This window comes from Streptomyces sp. NPDC104309, from assembly GCF_055584025.1.
In genome coordinates, this window is the sequence record NZ_JBVJMV010000003.1 from 254,842 (window position 1) to 273,066 (window position 18,225).

Annotated in this window: 13 protein-coding genes and 1 pseudogene; 6 read left to right on the forward strand and 8 right to left on the reverse strand. The window is 72.4% G+C overall.

The window, feature by feature from the left end:
- Positions 1–4: 4 nt before the first annotated feature.
- A pseudogene (locus tag ACZ68L_RS05245) lies at positions 5–118 on the reverse strand (FAD-dependent oxidoreductase); the annotation flags it as partial.
- Between the two features lie 178 nt (positions 119–296).
- Between ACZ68L_RS05245 and ACZ68L_RS05250 the strand changes: the two are divergent.
- The 4 genes from ACZ68L_RS05250 to ACZ68L_RS05265 all read left to right on the forward strand — a co-directional run bounded on the left by ACZ68L_RS05250 (position 297) and on the right by ACZ68L_RS05265 (position 4,380).
- Positions 297–1,925 carry a molybdopterin-dependent oxidoreductase gene (locus ACZ68L_RS05250; protein WP_469574303.1) on the forward strand — a complete coding sequence of 543 codons (1,629 nt, stop codon included), beginning with the start codon at positions 297–299 and terminating at the stop codon, positions 1,923–1,925.
- A 118-nt stretch (positions 1,926–2,043) separates the two neighbouring features.
- Positions 2,044–2,691: a fasciclin domain-containing protein gene (locus ACZ68L_RS05255; RefSeq protein ID WP_469574305.1), complete on the forward strand. Its 648-nt coding sequence runs from the start codon at positions 2,044–2,046 to the stop codon at positions 2,689–2,691.
- Between the two features lie 160 nt (positions 2,692–2,851).
- Positions 2,852–3,832 carry an ADP-ribosylglycohydrolase family protein gene (locus tag ACZ68L_RS05260; protein WP_469574306.1) on the forward strand — a complete coding sequence of 327 codons (981 nt, stop codon included), beginning with the start codon at positions 2,852–2,854 and terminating at the stop codon, positions 3,830–3,832.
- A 98-nt stretch (positions 3,833–3,930) separates the two neighbouring features.
- On the forward strand, positions 3,931–4,380 hold the full coding sequence (locus ACZ68L_RS05265) for an SPW repeat protein (protein ID WP_469574307.1): 450 nt from the start codon (positions 3,931–3,933) through the stop codon (positions 4,378–4,380).
- A 91-nt stretch (positions 4,381–4,471) separates the two neighbouring features.
- On the opposite strand, the gene ACZ68L_RS05270 is transcribed toward ACZ68L_RS05265, so the two are convergent.
- The 5 genes from ACZ68L_RS05270 to ACZ68L_RS05290 form a co-directional block, all read right to left on the reverse strand.
- The gene (locus ACZ68L_RS05270; RefSeq protein ID WP_469574308.1) at positions 4,472–5,545 is read right to left on the reverse strand and encodes a DUF917 domain-containing protein; all 1,074 of its coding nucleotides are present in this window, start codon (positions 5,543–5,545) and stop codon (positions 4,472–4,474) included.
- On the reverse strand, positions 5,538–7,133 hold the full coding sequence (locus ACZ68L_RS05275) for a hydantoinase/oxoprolinase N-terminal domain-containing protein (protein WP_469574310.1): 1,596 nt from the start codon (positions 7,131–7,133) through the stop codon (positions 5,538–5,540). Before ACZ68L_RS05275 ends, ACZ68L_RS05270 begins: the two co-directional genes overlap by 8 nt.
- Before the next feature lie 49 nt (positions 7,134–7,182).
- Complete coding sequence (locus ACZ68L_RS05280; protein ID WP_469574311.1) at positions 7,183–8,619, reverse strand: purine-cytosine permease family protein; 1,437 nt, start codon at positions 8,617–8,619, stop codon at positions 7,183–7,185.
- 96 nt (positions 8,620–8,715) lie between these two features.
- A complete protein-coding gene (locus ACZ68L_RS05285) occupies positions 8,716–10,056 on the reverse strand; it encodes a hydantoinase/oxoprolinase N-terminal domain-containing protein (protein WP_469574312.1) in 1,341 nt (446 codons plus the stop codon).
- The gene (locus ACZ68L_RS05290; RefSeq protein ID WP_469574313.1) at positions 10,053–11,165 is read right to left on the reverse strand and encodes a DUF917 domain-containing protein; all 1,113 of its coding nucleotides are present in this window, start codon (positions 11,163–11,165) and stop codon (positions 10,053–10,055) included. The genes ACZ68L_RS05285 and ACZ68L_RS05290 overlap by 4 nt, the downstream gene beginning before the upstream one ends.
- Before the next feature lie 88 nt (positions 11,166–11,253).
- On the opposite strand from ACZ68L_RS05290, the gene ACZ68L_RS05295 reads away from it, so the two are divergent.
- Complete coding sequence (locus ACZ68L_RS05295) at positions 11,254–12,750, forward strand: PucR family transcriptional regulator (protein WP_469574314.1); 1,497 nt, start codon at positions 11,254–11,256, stop codon at positions 12,748–12,750.
- Positions 12,751–13,160: 410 nt separating this feature from the next.
- Positions 13,161–14,261 (forward strand): LLM class flavin-dependent oxidoreductase, encoded by a 1,101-nt coding sequence (locus ACZ68L_RS05300; RefSeq protein WP_469574315.1) that lies wholly within the window; start codon positions 13,161–13,163, stop codon positions 14,259–14,261.
- A 176-nt stretch (positions 14,262–14,437) separates the two neighbouring features.
- Here the strand turns inward: ACZ68L_RS05300 and ACZ68L_RS05305 are convergent, their stop codons facing one another.
- Positions 14,438–17,272: a DEAD/DEAH box helicase gene (locus ACZ68L_RS05305; RefSeq protein WP_469574316.1), complete on the reverse strand. Its 2,835-nt coding sequence runs from the start codon at positions 17,270–17,272 to the stop codon at positions 14,438–14,440.
- Between the two features lie 44 nt (positions 17,273–17,316).
- A complete protein-coding gene (locus tag ACZ68L_RS05310; protein ID WP_469574317.1) occupies positions 17,317–18,225 on the reverse strand; it encodes a diacylglycerol kinase in 909 nt (302 codons plus the stop codon).

Here is an 18,225-nt window from a genome sequence, read left to right on the forward strand (position 1 = left end):
GCTCGCCGCCCCGGTCGTCCGCCTCGAACAGCGTCATGTCGTGGGCGGTGCGCAGGATGTACGCGGCGGTCAGCCCGGCCACCCCGCCGCCCACCACGGCTGTCCGTCTCCGCTGCACTGCCGTGCCGCTCCCCCGCTCCGGTCCGCGTCGATCGGACGGTCTCGCGTCCCCGGCACCTTCCGGATGCCGGTCAGTGGTGGTTCGTCACAGCTCGCCCGCCGGATTGGCCGGAAGAAACTGACACCCATTCGAGTGACGGACCAATCCGCCCGGCGGCCGGCGACGAATGCCGGTTGTGAGTGAAGATCGAGACGATTCGCAGCAGGCCGGGGCCTCACGGTCCGGGCGGTCCCGCCGGGCGCGTGCCGCTCTCGCCGCGCTCAGCGGTCTGATCGCCGGGTTCTGCGCCCTGGCCGTCGCCGAACTGGTCGCGGCCGTCGTACGTCCCGAGGCGGGACCGGTCACGGCAGTGGGCGGTGCGGTGATCGACCGCACTCCCCCGGCCGTGAGGGACTTCGCCGTGAGGAACTTCGGCACCGCCGACAAGCTGGTGCTCCAGCTCGGCATTCTGGTTCTGCTGGCGCTCTTCGCCCTGGGGATCGGGATGCTGGCGCTGCGGCACCGGCGGCTCGGTTCCGCTGCCGTCCTGGTCTTCGGTCTGGTCGGGGCGGTGTCGGCGGCGGGGCGTCCGGAAGGCGCGCCCGCCGACGCACTGCCCTCGTCGGTGGGTGCCGTGGTGGCCGCGGGAGTGCTGTATCTCCTGGTCGGACGGCTCGCACCGGTTCCGCGTCCCTCTCCCGCGGCTGGGGAGAGGGACGCGGAACCGCAGGGCGCCTTCGACCGGCGCGGCTTCGTGGTCGCGGCGACCGCGGCGGCGGCGGCCTCGGCGGGCGCGGGACTCCTGGGACGGCGGCTCACGTCGTCCGTCCAGGCCGGGGCCGCGGCCTCACGTCACAACCTGGTCCTCCCGGTACCCGATTCCGCCGCACCGGCCATCCCGCCGGGCGCCGATCTCAGGATCCGGGGGCTGAGCTCCTTCATCACCCCGAACAAGGACTTCTACCGGGTGGACACGGCGCTGGTCGTACCCCAGGTCGACGCCGGCGCATGGCGTCTGAGGATCCACGGAAAGGGTGTCGCGCGGCCGTTGGAGATCGGCTTCCAGGATGTGCTGCGCCGCGAGATCATCGAGCGGGACATCACGCTCGCGTGTGTGTCCAACGAAGTCGGCGGACCCTTGGTCGGCAACGCCCGGTGGATCGGTGTTCGGCTGGCCGATCTGCTGCGCGAGGCGGGCGTGCGCCCCCCGTCGAAGGGCGGTCCGGCCGACCAGATCGTGGCGCGTTCCGTCGACGGCATGACGATCGGTACACCGGTCGAAACGGTCATGGACGGGCGCGACGCGATGCTCGCTCTCGGCATGAACGGCGAGCCGCTGCCCTTCGAGCACGGCTTTCCGGTCCGGATGGTCGTTCCCGGCCTGTACGGATACGTGTCGGCCTGCAAGTGGATCAAGGACATCGAACTCACCACGTTCGATGCCTACGACGCCTACTGGGTCCAACGGTCCTGGTCGCAGCAGGCGCCGATCAAGACCGAGTCACGGATCGACACCCCCCGCCCGTTCGCCTCCCCGAAGGCCGGTGTCGTGCCGGTGGCCGGGGTCGCCTGGGCCCAGCACCGGGGCATCTCCCGGGTCGAGGTCCGGGTGGACGGCGGGGACTGGCACACGGCCCGGCTGGCCGCCGCGGACAACCATGACACCTGGCGTCAGTGGGTCTGGGAGTGGCCCGCCGCCTCCGGCCGGCACACCCTGGAGGTCCGCGCCACCGACGGGACCGGCGCCACTCAGACCGGCGACCGCGTCGGCACCGTACCCAATGGTGCGACCGGCTGGCACTCGGTGGTGGTCGACGTGCCCTGAGCCGGGGCACACGCCCACCGCGTCATCCGCTCCGCGGATCGCGGCTCACCACATCCCAGAACAGTCACTCCAGGTAATCAACTCATCGCTCATTATTCATTATTCACAGGAGATCAAGATGAAGACTCTTCACGCCCGTCGCGCCGCGGGAGCCCTGGTCGCGGCGATCGCACTGCCGCTGGCCCTGACAGCCTGCTCCGGCGACTCCAAGGACGACGCGGCCGGCTCCGCCGCCGGCCCGGCCAAGTCCTCGCCGTCGGCCGAGCCGGACAAGTCGATGAACATGAACGAGCCCTTCGGACCGGCCTGTTCGTCCGTGCCGAAGGACGGCGCGGGCTCTTTCGCCGGCATGGCCAAGGACCCGGTCGCGACGGCCGCCTCGCACAACCCGGCACTCTCCACCCTGGTCGCCGCGGTCAAGCAGGCCGGCCTGGTCGACACGCTCAACAACGCGCGGAACATCACCGTGTTCGCACCGACCGACGACGCCTTCGCCAAGATCCCGAAGGCCGATCTGGACAAGCTGCTCGCCGACAAGAACGCGCTCACCAAGGTGCTCACCTACCACGTGGTGGGCCAGAAACTGACGCCGAAGCAGCTGGGGAACGGGGCGTTCGACACTCTGGAGAAGAGCAAGGTGACCACGTCCGGTTCGGGCATGACGTACACCGTGAACGACTCCTCGAAGGTCGTCTGCGGCAATGTTCCGACGGCGAACGCCACGGTCTACATCGTCGACACGGTCCTGATGCCCCCGAAGCGGTGAGCGCCGCCGCGCGGGGCCGACGCGAGCACCTCGGCCCCGCGCGGACACCGGCCCGTCCCCGCCGACGCCCCTCGGTCCGTGCGCACGGCGGACCGCCGGTGCGGAGCGAGGCGCCACCCCGGCTGGTACGCCGGTGGACCGCGCTCCGTACGCTGGCCGGATGAAGCGTCCCCGTACGGTCGACCGGCAGGATCGGGCGGTGGGCGCCGTCGTCGGGTCGGCGGTGGGCGACGCGCTGGGAGCGCCGTTCGAATTCGGCCCCGCGGGCGTGTACACGACCCGCTTCCCGGACGGCGTCGGCGTCATGTGCGGAGGCGGCGGCTGGGATCCGGGCGAGGCCACGGACGACACCCAGATGGCCGTCCTGGTCGCCGATTCCCTGCTGGAACGGGGCGGTCTCGACCTCCCCGACATGTTCGGCCGGTTTCGCCGATGGGCGGCGGGTGAGCCGAAGGACATCGGCCTGCAGACCGAGTCCGTCCTGACGAGCGGTGATCCGTGGGACATCGCGGCGGCGTTGCACTTCCAGGCCGGCGGGCGTGCGGCGGGCAACGGTTCGCTGATGCGGGCCGCGACACCGGCGGTGTACTTCGCACGGGCGGGGCAGCCGGCGACGATGGACGCCGCCCGGCGGATCGCCGCGCTGACGCATGGCGACCGGGCCGCCTGGGAGGGCACCGCCGTGCTGCACGAGCTGATCCGGGTGGCGCTGGACGGCGGCGATCCGCTCGCCGCCGTACCGGGCGCCCTGGACCGCGTGCACGAGGATCACCGTGAGCGCTGGGCCGCCGTCCTCGCGCCCGGCTGGCACCCGGACGCGGCGACGGAGTTCAACGGTGCGGTGTGGCCGTGCCTGGGCACCGCGCTGTGGGCGCTGCGCACGACCCGGACGTACGAGAACGCCCTGGCCGCGGCGGTCGACGTCGGTGGTGACACGGACACGGTCGCGGCGGTGACCGGTGGTCTGGCGGGGGCGGTGTACGGCTTCGCCGCGATTCCGGTGCGCTGGACCGAGCCCCTGCACGTGCCGATGCCGGGACATGGAGACCGGGTGCTGCGGACTGCCGGTCTGGCGAGCCTCGCCCGACGGCTGGACGCGGGACCACCCCTCGCGGATCCGACGGACATCCGTGCGCCGTGAATCTACACATAAGGGTGAGATAAGCGCAGAATGGATATGCAGGCCGCTCAGCGCACAGAACGGACGTCAGGTCTGCACGAGCGAAGGAGACGAACCCCATGTCGAACCTCTCGCACGCCGGCCGTGAACGTGACATGGCCGGTCACCCCGATGTTTCCGAAATGCGCGACCGCTACGCCCGAATGCTCGGTGGCCGTGACGTGGCCCTCGTGGACGCACCGGTGTTCCTCGTCGGTCTGTACTGCGCCATCTCGCCCTGGGTGCTCCACTTCACGGCGACTCAGCCCACACTCGTGGCGCACAACCTGATCATGGGTATCGCGATCGCGGCGCTGGGCCTCGGGTTCACCGTCATGCCGGAGCGGATGTACGGCCTGAGCTGGGCCATCTGCGCCATCGGTGCCTGGATGATCATCTCGACGTGGGTCGTCGGCAGCAGTCCGGGCCTCGGCGTCATCCTCAACAACGTCATCATCGGCGGGCTGACCCTGCTGCTGGGTCTGGTCTGCGTGGCCGTTTCGATGAAGAGCGGCAAGAAGACGGTCTGAGACAAGGCGCCCCGGCCGGTCCGCGTGAAGCGGACCGGCCGTCGGCGGACGGGAACGGCGGCGCCGGTCCGATGCCCGGGTCCGTGGGTGCTCATGCCCGCCGGAACGGGAGGTAGTCCACGTCGTACCCGAAGTACCGCGGCCCGGCGAGGGCCAGACCGCCCGGGGTGGTCCAGCGCGGGTCGCAGGGGGCCGCGAGGACACTGACACGCAGGCCGTAGCGCAGGCCCTCCGTCGTCACCGGGTCACCGGTGTCGGTGTCCAGCACGCAAATGAGGTCGGGCGTGGTGGCGACCGTCTCGCCGTCGCGGGTGGCGAGCAGGTGCTCGTTCTGGAAACCGAGTTCCAGTACCCGGCCCACGTCGTCGCCGATGCCCTCGATGCGAGCGCCGCCGCGGGCGAAACCGCCCTGGGTGCGGCGGCTGACGTCGACGACCTTGCCGGTCAGCAGATGGGTGCCGGACAGCATGGCACGGGCCGCGCCCACCGGGTCGGTGTGCGCCGCGCGCGCCTCGCGGACGGCCGCGCCGAGACGTTCGGCGAGCGTCATCGTGGCGGGGACGAGACCGTCGGCGAGCTGGTCCCCCCGCATCACGGTGTCGGCGCTGGAGATCTGACAGCCGAGCTCCACGCAGACGGCTCGGGCGATGCGTTCGGCGGCGTGGTTGGAGACGGCGTCGACGATGATGCTGTTCCCCTTGTCGTCGGCGAGCGCCATCGGCGTGTTGGCCACCCCGATCAGGCCGGGCAGCACCATCTGCGCCTCGGGAAACGCGCGGCCCATGGCATCGCCGTCGACCAGCGGCAGCCCCGCCTCGGCGGCGCAGGCGATGGGCAGCATGGAGTTGACACCGCCGACCTCGATCGGTGCGATGTGGGTGGCGGAGCGGCCGATGTGCTTCTCCAGGGCGCGCAGCGCCGCGACTTCCTCGCCGCCGGCCGGGACGCGTTCCAGCAGCACCGTCGGCGCGCCCATGCCCGAGACGGGTACGACGGTCGCGTCGGCCGGTACCTCGTCGAAGGCGACGAGCCGGACCGGGCCGTATGCCCGGATGGCCTCCCGGGCCAGCAGCTTGCCGATGTACGGGTCGCCGCCCCCGCCGGTGCCGAGGATGCCCGCGCCGCGCGCGATGTCGTCCAGGTTGTCGAGGTTGATCTCACGCATGTGACGCTGCTCCATGGGTCTCGCGCGCCCCGGCCGGGGCGTGGGTGTTGCCGATGCCGTTCAGGTCGAGGTCCCCGACCGCCTTGACCCGGATGCGGGTCGCGCCGCCCGGCAGATAGGCGAGCGGCACCTCCTCCACGTCGACGATGCGGACCGTGCCGGGCCTGGCGCCCGCGCTCTCGGCCCGCGCCACGGCCTCCTCGCGGGCCTCGGCGAGTACGGAGTCCCGACGCCCCTCGGGGACCTGGAAGACCCGGTCCACCTCTCCGCCGACCTGGGCGATGGCGGCGCCCACGGCGTTGGCGACGTCGAAGTGGCCGGGGCGGCGCACATCGTCGAAGCCGGGCAGGGCCGAGGGCACCAGCACGCTGCCGCCGCCCACCGCGACGACCGGCAGCGGGCCCGCCGAGGTACGCATCCGGTCGACGGTCTCGGCCAGCCGCTCGGCGATCCGGTCGAGGGCGCGGGCGGTGAACTCACGGTCCAGGTGGGCGACACGCGAGCGGTCGCCGATGTCGGCGCGGCCCGCCGCGACCGCGAGGTCGGTCGCCGTCAGGGTGCTGCCGCCGAAGACGAGCGCCTCCTCGGTGAGCCGGAAGCCGACCGAGCGGGGGCCCGTCTCACCGTCGGGCGCCACCAGGGATCCGCCGCCGATGCCGAGTGAGAGGACGTCGGGGATACGGAAGTTGGTGCGGATGCCCGCGGCCTCGCTCTCGCCCGCCGCCTCGCGCGGGAAGCCGCCGGCCAGTATGCCGACGTCCGCCGTCGTACCACCGACGTCCACGACCGCGCAGTCGCCGAGACCGGAGAGGAACGCGGCGCCGCGCATCGAGTTGGTGGGTCCGGAGGCGAAGGTCGCCACCGGGTAGGCGCGGGCGAAGTCCACGTCCATCAGGGTGCCGTCGTTCTGCGACAGGAAGAACGGGGCGGTCAGCGAGACCTCGGCGAGCGACTTGGCGAAGGACTCCACGATCGCGGTCGCCAGGTCCCGCAGGGCCGCGTTGATGATCGTGGCGTTCTCGCGGGCCAGCAGCCCGACCCTGCCCAGTTCGTGCGAGAGCGAGAAGTGGACGCCGGGTCCCAGCTCCGCGCCCAGGATCTCGGCGGCCCGGCGTTCGTCGTCCTCGGCGACCGGGGAGAACACGGACGAGACGGCCACCGAGGTCAGTCCGCGCGCGGCGATGTCGGCGGCGGTGCGCTTCAGTTCCTCCGGGTCGAGCGGCGACAGCGGCCGTCCGTCGAACTCCCGTCCGCCGTGGCAGAGATAGCCGTGTCCGCCGACGGCCGCCCGCTGGCGCTCGGGCCAGTCGGTCATCGGCGGCAGAGCGGCCGTCGCGGGCAGGCCGAGGCGTACGGCGGCGACGGGTGCGAGGCGGGCGCCCTCGATCAGGGCGTTGAGGAAGTGGGTGGTGCCGATCATGACGGCGTCGACGGAGTCCATCGGCGGGTCGAGCGCCCGGATCGCCGCGGTGACGCCGGAGGTGATGTCGGAGGTGGTGGGGGTCTTCGCGGTCGCGATGATCCGGTCGTCGTCCCCCAGGAGGGCGGCGTCGGTGTTGGTGCCTCCGACGTCGATTCCGATGCGCATGGTGTGTCCGTCTTTCGTAGGGGGTGGGGTTTCGAGTGGGGCGTACGGGTCAGGCGGTGGCCTTCGACGACCAGGCCGTGCCCGCTTCCGCCTCGATCGCCGCGGCAGGGCGTGCGGGCTGGTCGAACGGCAGTTCCCGGGCGCCGCGCACCAGGCCGAGCTTGCCGAGGACGACATAGCCGAGCCCGGCCAGCAGCAGGGAGTTGAGTGCCGGGATCCCCCACCACTGGTAGTGGTCCCCGAGCCAGCCGAACAGGGAGGAGGCGGCCCACAGGACGATCGTGGCCGGAACCCAGCTGGGTTCCGTCTCGGGCAGCCGTCCCAGGGAGCGGGACGCGTCGAGCTGCGGACGCCACTTCTTCACCACGAAGTACTCGGCGACCATGATCCCGGCGACCGGCGGGGTGAGGACGCCGAGCACCGTCAGGAAGTCGGTGAAACGGTCCAGGATTCCGGCCGCGGCGGCGAAGCTGCCGAGCACGCCGATCGTGACGGTCGTACCGACCCGGTTCAGCCGGACCTTGAAGAGCGCCTCGACAGCGCCGATCAGGCCGAGGGAGGACGAGTACAGATTCCAGTTGTTGATCTTCACGGTGGCGGAGACCAGGACGATGACGCCGATGACGCCGGAGGAGGACGTGATGATGGCGATCAGGTCGGAGGACTTCACCGCGTAGGCGAGCAGCACGCCGCCGAGGCCCAGGACGTACTCGCCGAGGCTGATGCCGACGACGGTCTGCTTGACGACATCGCCGGTGTTGCGGTTGAAGCGGGTCATGTCGGGCGTGGTGACGGCGCCGACGATGTACGAGCCGGCGACTATGGTCGCGCCGGTGGCGATGGACATGTGGGCGCCGAACGGCGCGGACGCCACCAGATCGCCGATGTTGTGCCGGGAGAACTCGACCATCATCGCCCAGCCCGCCAGGCCCAGGAAGGCGGGGACGGTGACGAACGCGGTCCAGCCCATGGCGCGGAAGCCGCGCAGCACGAGCGCGGTGACCCCGAGTCCGCAGATCAGGCACCACGCCCAGACGGGCAGCGCGGGGACGATGGAGTGCAGCCCGGCCGCGAACACGGCCGTCTGCACACCGAACCAGCCGAACAGGCTGACCGCGATGACGAGTCCGATGAGGGTGGAGCCATAGCGTCCGAAGCCGGTCCAGCGGACCAGCATCGAGGTGGACAGGCCCTCCCGCATACCGGCGATGCCGACGAAGATGCAGACGATCTCCAGGATCACCGAGCCGAGCGTGAACGCCCAGAACGCGCCCCAGAAGGAGAGCCCGGCGCCGAGCGCGGCGCCCAGCAGGAACTGCGTCAGGTCGGAGAGCTGACCGAAACGCTGCACGGCGACGTTGAACCAGGAGTAGCGGGCCGCGCGCGGCACCCGCTCCAGCGGGTAGTCGTCGTCCGCCTGCGACTCCTGTCGCTCCGGCTGCTGGTGCGCGGATGGCTGTGGATGCACATCGAACTGCTGGGTCATGGGGACGGTCCTCGGGTGGGCGGGGCGGGCAGGAGGGCGCAGCAGCACGGCACCGGGCTGCTCCGAAGAGGAGAGAACGAGGGTGGGGAGCGGGGTTCAGAGCGGGAGCGGCGGTCCTGCGGCTCGTGCGCGAAGGAGCACCGCGCCCGGCAGATAGGGCACCGGCAGGTCCGGTTCCGCATGGGTGTGCACGCGCCGGGGATCGGCCCCGGCCCGTACGGCACCGGCGCGGGCCAGGTCCCGCACCTCGTCGCGCACGGCGTCGAGGCGGCGGCCGGGCCCCCGGCGGACGATGCGGTCGTACTGCCCGCCGACCGGGCTGGCCGCCGCGCCGAACGCGCCGGCGACGCCGCCGTGTTCGGGCCGTACGACGTCGAATCCGGTGAGGACGCGGCCGGGCACGCCGCCCGCGCCGCCGCCGACCAGGATCAGCGGGAGGAGGCCGGCCGCGGGGCGCATCCGGTCGGCCGCCTCGGCCAGTTCGCGGTGTGCGTCGGCGCCCACGGTGATCAGATCGGGGAAGCGCAGGGTGACCGGGACGCCGCCGATGCGCTCGCCGGGACCGGCTTCCTGCGGGTAGCCGCCGGTCAGGGCGCCGACCCGGGCGCGGAGTTCACCGATGTCGGCGACCACGGCGTCACGGAGTCCGGCCAGGAGTCCGGCGCCGCGGATGGTGCAGGCCGGGCCGCTGCCCAGGCTGAGTCCGGGCTGGCGGCGCAGATACTCCAGGCTCATCAGCGTGCCGTCGCTGCGGGTGACGAGGACAGCGGCACCGGGGGCGAGGCCGAGGCCCGGCAGGGTGGCGGTCAGTTCGTCGGCGACCCGCGCCACGAGCACGGACAGCGCCGCGTCGAGGACCGTGGCGTTCTCGCGGGCCAGCAGGTCGAGGGTGCCGACGTCGCTGGAGAGCAGAACAGCCGTGTCCGGGCCCGTCTCGGCACGCAGGATCTCCGCGGCCTCCCGCTCCTGGCTGCCGTCGACGGGCGAGAACACGGCGGTGACGGCGAAGGCGTCGGCACGGCCCGCGAGCGCCCCGCCGAACCGGGCGACGGCGTCCCGGTCGAGCGGTGTGGTGTCACGCGGTGCGAGGCCCCCGCCCCCCGCGACGTTCGCGGTGCCCGCGCACACGGCGTCGCGCAGCGCCTCGGGCCAGCCGAACAACGGCCGCACGGCATCGGCCGCGGAGCCCCCGACGCGCAGCACTCCGACCCGGGCCAGTCCGTCCCGCTCCCGCACCGCGCGGGCGGCGACCCGCAGACCCACCGCGAGCTGGGTGGCCCGGCGGCGCGGTTCGGCGGGCAGCGCACCGACGGCGGCGGCGAGCGACCCGACGGCGTCACCGGGGATCGAGGGCACCTTGACGGCCCGTACCGCCCGGTCGCCGTCGAGGAGGACGGCATCGGTGTTGGTGGGTCCGACATCCACTCCGAGGATCACGGGGTGCCTCCCCGCGAGGGGCCGTCGTCGGTGCGCGAAGAGCCGTCCCGTAGCCGTCCACGGGGCCCTGCGGAACCACCGGACCCGCCGTCGGCCCCGAGTCCTTCGAGGCCTTCGAGGCCGAAGGCGGACGGACCCGCCAGGCGCAGGCCGTTCGGTGTGTACCAGGCCGGGGCGGAGGACATCGTGACGAGATGGACGCGCAGACCGTAGCGGACCTCCTCGACCGGGACGGCCCAGCCCGTCGTCACGTCGACCAGGGCGATCACGTCCGGCACGACGGCGAGCGGTGTGCCGTCCTCCAGGGCCGCGACGAATTCGCTGCGGGCCTCGACGAGCACCAGCCGTCCCGCGTCGGGGCCCGCGCCCTCCAGCAGGACGCCCGTCGCGTCGTCGCCGTCGGCGTCCTCGGTGGCGTATCTGCGGACCGAGGAGACCTTGCCGGTGAGCAGCGGTGCGGGCCCCTCACCGCGGCCGAGGGCGAGTGCGCGCGTGACCGATCCGGCGACGGCGTACCGGGCCGCCTGCCCTGCGGTGAGGGGATAGTCGGTGGAGGCGGCACGCCCGCCGAAGGCGTCGACGGCGGCGCGGGCGAACTGTTCGAGGTGCGCGCCGTCCACCTCGTCGACGACGACGGTGTGGCCGTGTTCGTCGGCGAGGACGGCCGGTCCCGGGCGCAGCCCGGCGAGTTCCAGAACGTTCTGGTCCATGCGGGGAAAGGCGCGACCCATCGAGTCGGCGTCGAGCAGCGGCAGACCCAGCCGGGCCGCCCAGGCGACGGCCACGCAGCCGTTGAGGCCGCCGATCTCGCTGCTCATCACCGCGGTCACCGGCGCACCGTGCAGCGCCTCGAAGCGGGCGCGCAGGCGTGCGGGCTCGTCCCGGCCGCCGATCCGCTCGGCGGCGACCGCGGGCGAACCCACGAGCCCGACGGGCATGACGAGCGCGTCCGGGGGCAGCGTGGCCGGATCGACGACGGACACCGGACCGCACTCCTCGATCGCCTGTCCGGCGACGGGAAGGGTCACATCGGCGGGTCCGCCGCCCCCTGATCCCAGGACGGCACAGCCCCGCGCGAAGTCGGCGAGTGCTCCGGCGTCCACGTTCATGAATCCAGCCTAGGGAGACGGATCGCGCCCCGAATGGGCCAGCGGCCCATGATTGAGCGGGTCGATGTGCGTCCGGCACACTGGATGCATGCCGAGCATCCTGGAACTCCTCTCCTCCCCCGGACTCGACGAGGTCCGCCCGCTGGTGGGCCCGCTCGACGCGGTGGAGGTCACGGGAGTGCGCCTGGAGCCGCGCCCGGACCGGCTCGCCGCCATGCCCGCCGGGACGATCGCCGTGCTGCTGACGCCGGTGCCGGGGCATCTGCTGGATGTGGCGGTGCGGGACGCGGCGGCGGCCGGGGCCGCCGCGCTGGTCCTGACCGGCGTGACGCAGGCACCCCACGGGCTGCCCGCCGAGGTGACGGCCACGGCGCGGGCGCTCGCCGAGCGGGGCCGCGTCGCGGTGCTGTACACGGACGGGGATCTCGCCGCGCTCGTGGTGGCCGTGGAGCGGGCGGTGGCCGGGTCCGCGGCCGACGCGCTGGCCCGGGTCGCCGCAGCGGCGCGGGAGGTGACGACCGTCGCGGGTGACCCGGACCGGGTGGCCGCGGCGGCGGCCCGCGCCCTCGGCGTACCGGTGGAGCTGCGGGCAGCGGGTCCGGGCGAAGAGGGTGCCGCCGCCGCGGGCCCGGACGGCGAGATCCGGCTCGCGGCCCCGGCCCGCCCCGGTCACGCGGGAGCGGCGGTGCGCTCCGTCCTCGCGCTGGCGGCCCTCGCGGCGGCGGGCGGCGGCCACGGCGACGTCCCTGTGCGCTCCCGCGGTCGGCTGCTGGCCGAGCTGCTCGTGGCGCCGCAGGACCAGGCCGCCCGTTTGGCCGCGCGGGGGCGGGCGCTCGCGCTGCCCGTGGACGGCTGGCACATCGCGCTGCGGGTGGAGGCGGGCGGTCTCGACGCGACGGACCGGCCGAAGACCCTGGACGCGGTGATGTCCCAGGCGCTGACCCTCCTGCGGACCTGGGACCGGCCGGCGACGCTTCCCGGCGCGCCCGCGTCCCCGCCCACGGACACCGTTCAGTGGAACGCCGCCCTGGTCGACGACGCCCTCGTCCTGCTGAGCACCTGGCCCGCCGATCCGGGGGCGGACGGGCGGCACGCCACTTCGGCCCGCGCCCGGCGTGTGGTGGACCGGCTGGCCGGACTGCGTCCGGAGGCCGGGCTGAGATGCGGTGTGGGCTCGCCGCACCGGGGACCGCTGGGCATCCGCACCTCCGCCCGTGAGGCCCGCGCGGTCGTACCGCGCGGCGCGGGGCCCGCGGTGGCCGCGCATGACGCGGTGGGCCTCGACCGGATGCTGCTGGAGTGGTACGCCTCGGACACGGCGCGCGAGGCGGTGGCCGAACTCCTCGCCCCGGTACTGGCGTTGGGTCCGGAGCGGGCAGAACCACTACTGCGCACGCTCCAGGGGTACCTGGACCACAACAACTCGCCCGCCCGTGCGGCGGAGGCCCTGCATCTGCACCGGAACGCGGTGGGCGCCCGCATCCGCAAGATCGTCCAGCTCACGGGTGCCGATCTGAACGAGCCGGATGTCCGGCTCGCACTCCAACTGGCCTGTCGCGCGGGCCTGTCCACGCGCCCCGTCTAGCCGTCCGCACCGCCGGCCGCCGGCCCCTGACACCCGCGATCCCCCTGGGGCCGCTCGTTTGGATCAGGCCGGGCTCGCGTGCCCCGGCGCCGCGCCTCGCCGCGTTGTCGTCGGTCGCCATGCCTCCCTTCTCCGCCTCGCGGTCCACGGCACCGGACCCCGCTCCCTGATCCGGCCCGATCCAAACGAAACCCGAGCTCCGACGGGCGTACCCGGGCCGTTCACACCGGAAGCGGTTGACGTGGCACCAACACGCCTGTTCCACTGGGCAGATGCGCCCTCAGCTGCGGCTGGTCACCCGTGACCACATCGACTTCGGTCGAGTGTGGTCCGCCTCGTGTTGTTCCTGACAGCTCCGACGTCAGCACTTCACACGACCGGGTTCCCGCAGCACGAGATGAGGCTTTGCCATGCCCGTCGAGTTTCTCGGCATCGCAGCAACCAACGAAGGTTCCGAGGTGACACCCCGCTCCGGGGCGTCCTTCGACAAGGAGTACACGCTCGAACTGGCCCGCGCGCACGAGGACCACGGCTGGGACCGGGTGTTGTTCGCCTACGGGTCCGGCTCCCCCGATCCGTCCCCGGCCGCGGCCTACGTCGCGGCGCGAACCGAGACGCTCCAGATCCTGGTCGCGCACCGCCCCAACGTCTCGTACCCGACGTTCGCGGCCAAGACCTTCGCGACCCTGGACCGGATCAGCGACGGCCGTCTCGCCGTGCACTTCATCACCGGCGGCAACGACCACGAGCAGCAGCGCGAGGGCGATTTCCTCACCAAGGACGAGCGGTACGCGCGCACCCGTGAGGCCATCCAGATCATCAAGAAGGCATGGACCTCGCACGAACCCTTCGACCATGAGGGCACGCATTACCGCTTCGACGACTTCGTGAGCGACACCTTCCCCGTGCAGCAGCCGCATCCGCGTGTCTCGTTCGGGGGTTCCTCACCGGCGGCGTACGCGGCCGGGGGCGCCGAGGCCGACATCTACTGCCTGTGGGGCGAGCCGCTGGCCCGGACGGCGGAGCAGATCGCGTCGGTGAAGGCGGCGGCGGAGGCGGCGGGCCGTACGGACGTACCGAAGATCCAGGTCGCCTTCCGGCCGATCATCGCCCCGACCGAGGAACTGGCCTGGGAGAAGGCCCACCGAACGCTGGCACGGATCAAGGCCCGCAAGGCCGGTACGCCGCTGAGCCGCCGCCACCCGCTGAACATCCCGGAGAACGCCGGCTCCCGACGGCTCCTGGCGGTGGCCGCCGAGGGGGAGCGCCACGACCGGGCCCTGTGGACGCCGACCGCGGCGGAAACGGGCGGGGCCGGCAATTCGACGGCCTTGGTGGGCACCCCGGAGACGGTCGCGCAGGCGCTGCTCGACTACTACGACCTGGGCGTGGAGATCCTGTCCGCCCGCGGCTACGACCTGCTGGACGACGCCATCGACTTCGGGCGGCATGTCATCCCGATCGTGCGCGAGGAGGTGGCGAAGCGGGACGCGGCCCGCACAGCCGCGTAGTACCGCAGGTGCCGGACGGCCCGCACAGCCGCGTAGTACCGCAGGTGCCGGACGGCCCGGCGAAGCCCGCCCCCGGCCGGCACCTCCCGGCCCTCCCGCTCGCCCGGCGAGACAGGTCGCCCGCCGGCTCACCCACGCGTCCGGCCCCGCCCCGCCACGCCGCGCTCTGTGGGGCCTCACCCCACAGAGCTGTAGGCCACGACCCCCCGCAACACCGCGTCCACCGCTTTGCGCGCGCTCCGCGCCACGGAACTCCCCTCGCGCGGGGCCGCGGCCGCGATCTGTCCCAGCACGTCGATCACCTGCTTGCACCACCGCACGAAGTCCCCGGCCGGCATGTCCGCCTCGCCCAGCACCTCGTCCAGCGTCCGTCCCGACGCCCACATGTAGACGGCCCAGGCGAACCCCAGATCGGGTTCGCGCTGCCCGACCCCCTCCGCCTGGTTGATCTTGAATTCCTCCTCCAGGGCATCGAGCCGGCCCCAGATCCGGACCATCTCGCCCAACGCCGTCTTCGCGGGCCCGGACGGCAGCTTGGGCGCCACCGCGTCATCGGCCTGCCGCGCCTCGTACACCAACGCCGAGACGCACGCCGCGAGTTCGGCGGGATTCAGGTCCTCCCACACCCCGGCCCGCAGGCACTCGCTCGCCAGCAGATCCAGCTCGCCGTAGAGCCGTGCGAGCCGCCGCCCGTGCTCGGTAACCTCATTGCCGCGCAGGTAGTCGAGCTCGGTGAGCAACGCGACGATCCGGTCGAAGGTGCGGGCGATGGTGTTCGTCCGCCCTTCGATCCGCCGCTCCAGCTGCCTGGTGTCGCGCTGCAGCCGGTGGTAGCGCTCGGCCCATCGCGCGTGGTCCTCACGCTCGTCGCAGCCGTGACAGGGATGTGCGCGCAACTCTGCCCGGTAGCGGGCGATCTCACGGTCGTCGGCCGCGGCGGAGCGCTCCTTGCGGTGCCGCTCGGGCACCAGGTGCCCGGCCTTGGTCCGCAGCGCGGAGGCCAGATCGCGCCGTGACTGCGGTGAGCGCGGGTTGAACGACTTCGGCACCCGCATCCGTTCCAGGGCCGCCACCGGAACGGGGAAGTCGATGGAGGCGAGCCGCTTGACCTGACGTTCCGCGGTCAGCACCAACGGCCGCGGCCCGTCGTGGTATTCGAGCCCGCGGTGCCCGTGCCCGTTGGTGCGTCCCGCGGACAGCCCCGGGTCGAGGACCAGTGCCAGTCCGGCGAACTTTCCGGTGGGCACATGAATGACATCGCCGGGCTTGAGCTTCTCCAGGGACGCCGAGGCGGCGGCCCGCCGCTGCGACGCGCCCTGCTTGGCGAGCTCGTTCTCCCGCTCCTTGAGGTCGCGGCGCAGTCGCGCGTACTCCTCGAAGTCACCGAGGTGGCAGGTCATGCCCTCCCGGTACCCCTCCAGTCCCTCTTCGTTCCGCTGGACCTGCCGGGAGATCCCGACCACGGACCGGTCGGCCTGGAACTGCGCGAAGGAGGTCTCCAGCAGCTCGCGCGAACGGTGCCGCCCGAACTGATGCACCAGATTGACGGCCATGTTGTACGAGGGGCGGAAGCTGGAGCGCAGCGGATACGTGCGCGTGCCCGCGAGTCCGGCCAGCGCCCCGGGGTCCATGCCGCGCTGCCACAGCACCACCGCATGACCTTCGACATCGATGCCGCGCCGCCCGGCCCGGCCGGTCAGCTGCGTGTACTCGCCGGGAGTGATGTCGGCGTGCTGCTCGCCGTTCCACTTGACGAGCTTCTCCAGGACGACCGAGCGCGCGGGCATGTTGATGCCGAGGGCGAGGGTCTCCGTCGCGAAGACGGCCTTGACGAGGCCTCGTACGAACAGTTCCTCGACGACTTCCTTGAAGGTGGGCAGCATGCCCGCGTGGTGCGCGGCGATGCCCCGCTCCAGCCCTTCGAGCCATTCGTAGTAGCCCAGGACGTGGAGATCCTCGCCGGGGATGGACGCCGTCCGCTCCTCGACTATCTCGCGGACCAGGCGGCGCTTGTCCTCGTCGTTGAGCCGCAGTCCGGCGTGCAGACACTGCTGCACGGCGGCCTCGCAGCCGGCCCGGCTGAAGATGAAGGTGATGGCGGGGAGCAGCCCCTCGGCGTCCAGCCGGTCGATGACCTCGGGCCTGGCCGGGGTCCAGATCCGACTGCGCTGGCGCCGCTCGCGCTCACGGTCCGCCTCACGGACCATCTTGCCGCGGCGGCGTTCACGCGGGTTGTATCCCCGCTGGTTCTCCATCCGGGCGAGCCGCACGAGGTCGGGGTTGACCTCACGGCGCCCCGTGCCCCGGCCGCCGTGGTCGGTCTCCTCCTCGAAGAGGTCGTACATCCGGCGGCCCGCGAGCACGTGCTGCCAGAGCGGCACGGAGCGGTGCTCGGAGACGATGACCTCGGTGTCACCGCGGACCGTGTCGAGCCAGTCGCCGAACTCCTCGGCATTGGACACGGTCGCCGACAGCGACACCAGGGTCACGGAGTCCGGGAGGTGAATGATCACTTCCTCCCAGACGGCGCCCCGGAAACGGTCGGAGAGGTAGTGCACCTCGTCCATCACCACATAGCCGAGGCCGCGCAGCGCCTGCGAGCCCGCGTACAGCATGTTCCGCAGCACCTCGGTGGTCATCACGACCACGGGGGCATCGCCGTTGACGCTGTTGTCCCCGGTCAGCAGACCGACCTTGTCGGGTCCGTAGCGCTTGACCAGATCGGTGAACTTCTGGTTGGACAGAGCCTTGATGGGGGTGGTGTAGAAACACTTGCGGCCCTGTTCGAGGGCGAGGTGCACCGCGAACTCGCCGACGATCGTCTTGCCCGAACCGGTAGGGGCGGCGACGAGCACCCCCTTGCCGGCTTCCAGCGCCTCACATGCCTCGATCTGGTAGGGATCCAGATCGAACTCGTACAGCTCGCGGAAGGGCGCGAGTGCGGTGGCCAGCTCGGCGGCGCGGATCCGAGAAGCCTGGTATCGCTCAGCTGGTGAGAGGTCCTCTGTCATCTTGCTTACGAGCCTACCCGCCGCCTCCGACAGTGACGCGATCTTTAAATCACGCCGGGAGAACCCGGGGCCAGCACTCTCACCGCACCCGGTACACAGGTCGCGGTCAGCGGCAGCGCCCCGAGTTGCTCACCGTCCGCGTACGCGGTGACACCGGCTGCGGCGAGCTCGATCGAGGTGACCCGGTGCACGGTGACCCGGGGGTGGCTGAGGTGCGTCCCCTTGTAGACGCGGGGGAAGACCTTGAGGAGTGTGGTGCGGCTGCAGTCTCCGAGGACGGTCACGTCGAAGAGGCCGTCGTCCATGGCGGCGTCCGCGCAGATCCGCATGCCCCCGCCGTAGGTCGACCCGTTGCCGACGGCGATGAGCGTGGCCTCGATCTCCCGGACCGGTCCGCCGTCCAGCCTGATGCGGTACGGGATGGGCTTGAACGCAGCGAGTTCGGCGAGGATCGCGAGGTCGTACTTGAACCGTCCGCCGACCCAGCGCATCCGGTTGCCGCGGTCGTTGACCCGGGAGTCGAAGCCGGAGGCGAGCACGGAGCCGAACCAGCGCTCACCGACCCTGCCGAGGTCGACCTCGCGGACGGCGCCGCCCTTGAGCGCCTCCGCGGCCAGCCGTCCGGCCGCGCCCGGATCCCGTATCGGCATCCCGAGCGCGCGGGCGAAGTCGTTCCCCGTGCCCACGGCGACCACCCCGAGCGGCGTGGTCGTCCCGGCAACGGCCTGCAGGGCGAGGGACATCATGCCGTCCCCGCCCACCGCTATCAGCGCGCCGGTCCCACCGGCGACGGCCTCACGGGCCCGTCGCAGCGCGTCGTCGGCGTCCTCGCCGAGAACCGTGCGCACGGAGAATCCGGCGTCCCGCAACGCGGAAGCGGCCGGCTGCGCGGCACGCGCGCCCCGGCCGCTTCCTGCGGTGGGATTGACGAAGAGGGTGATCTCGCTGGTCAC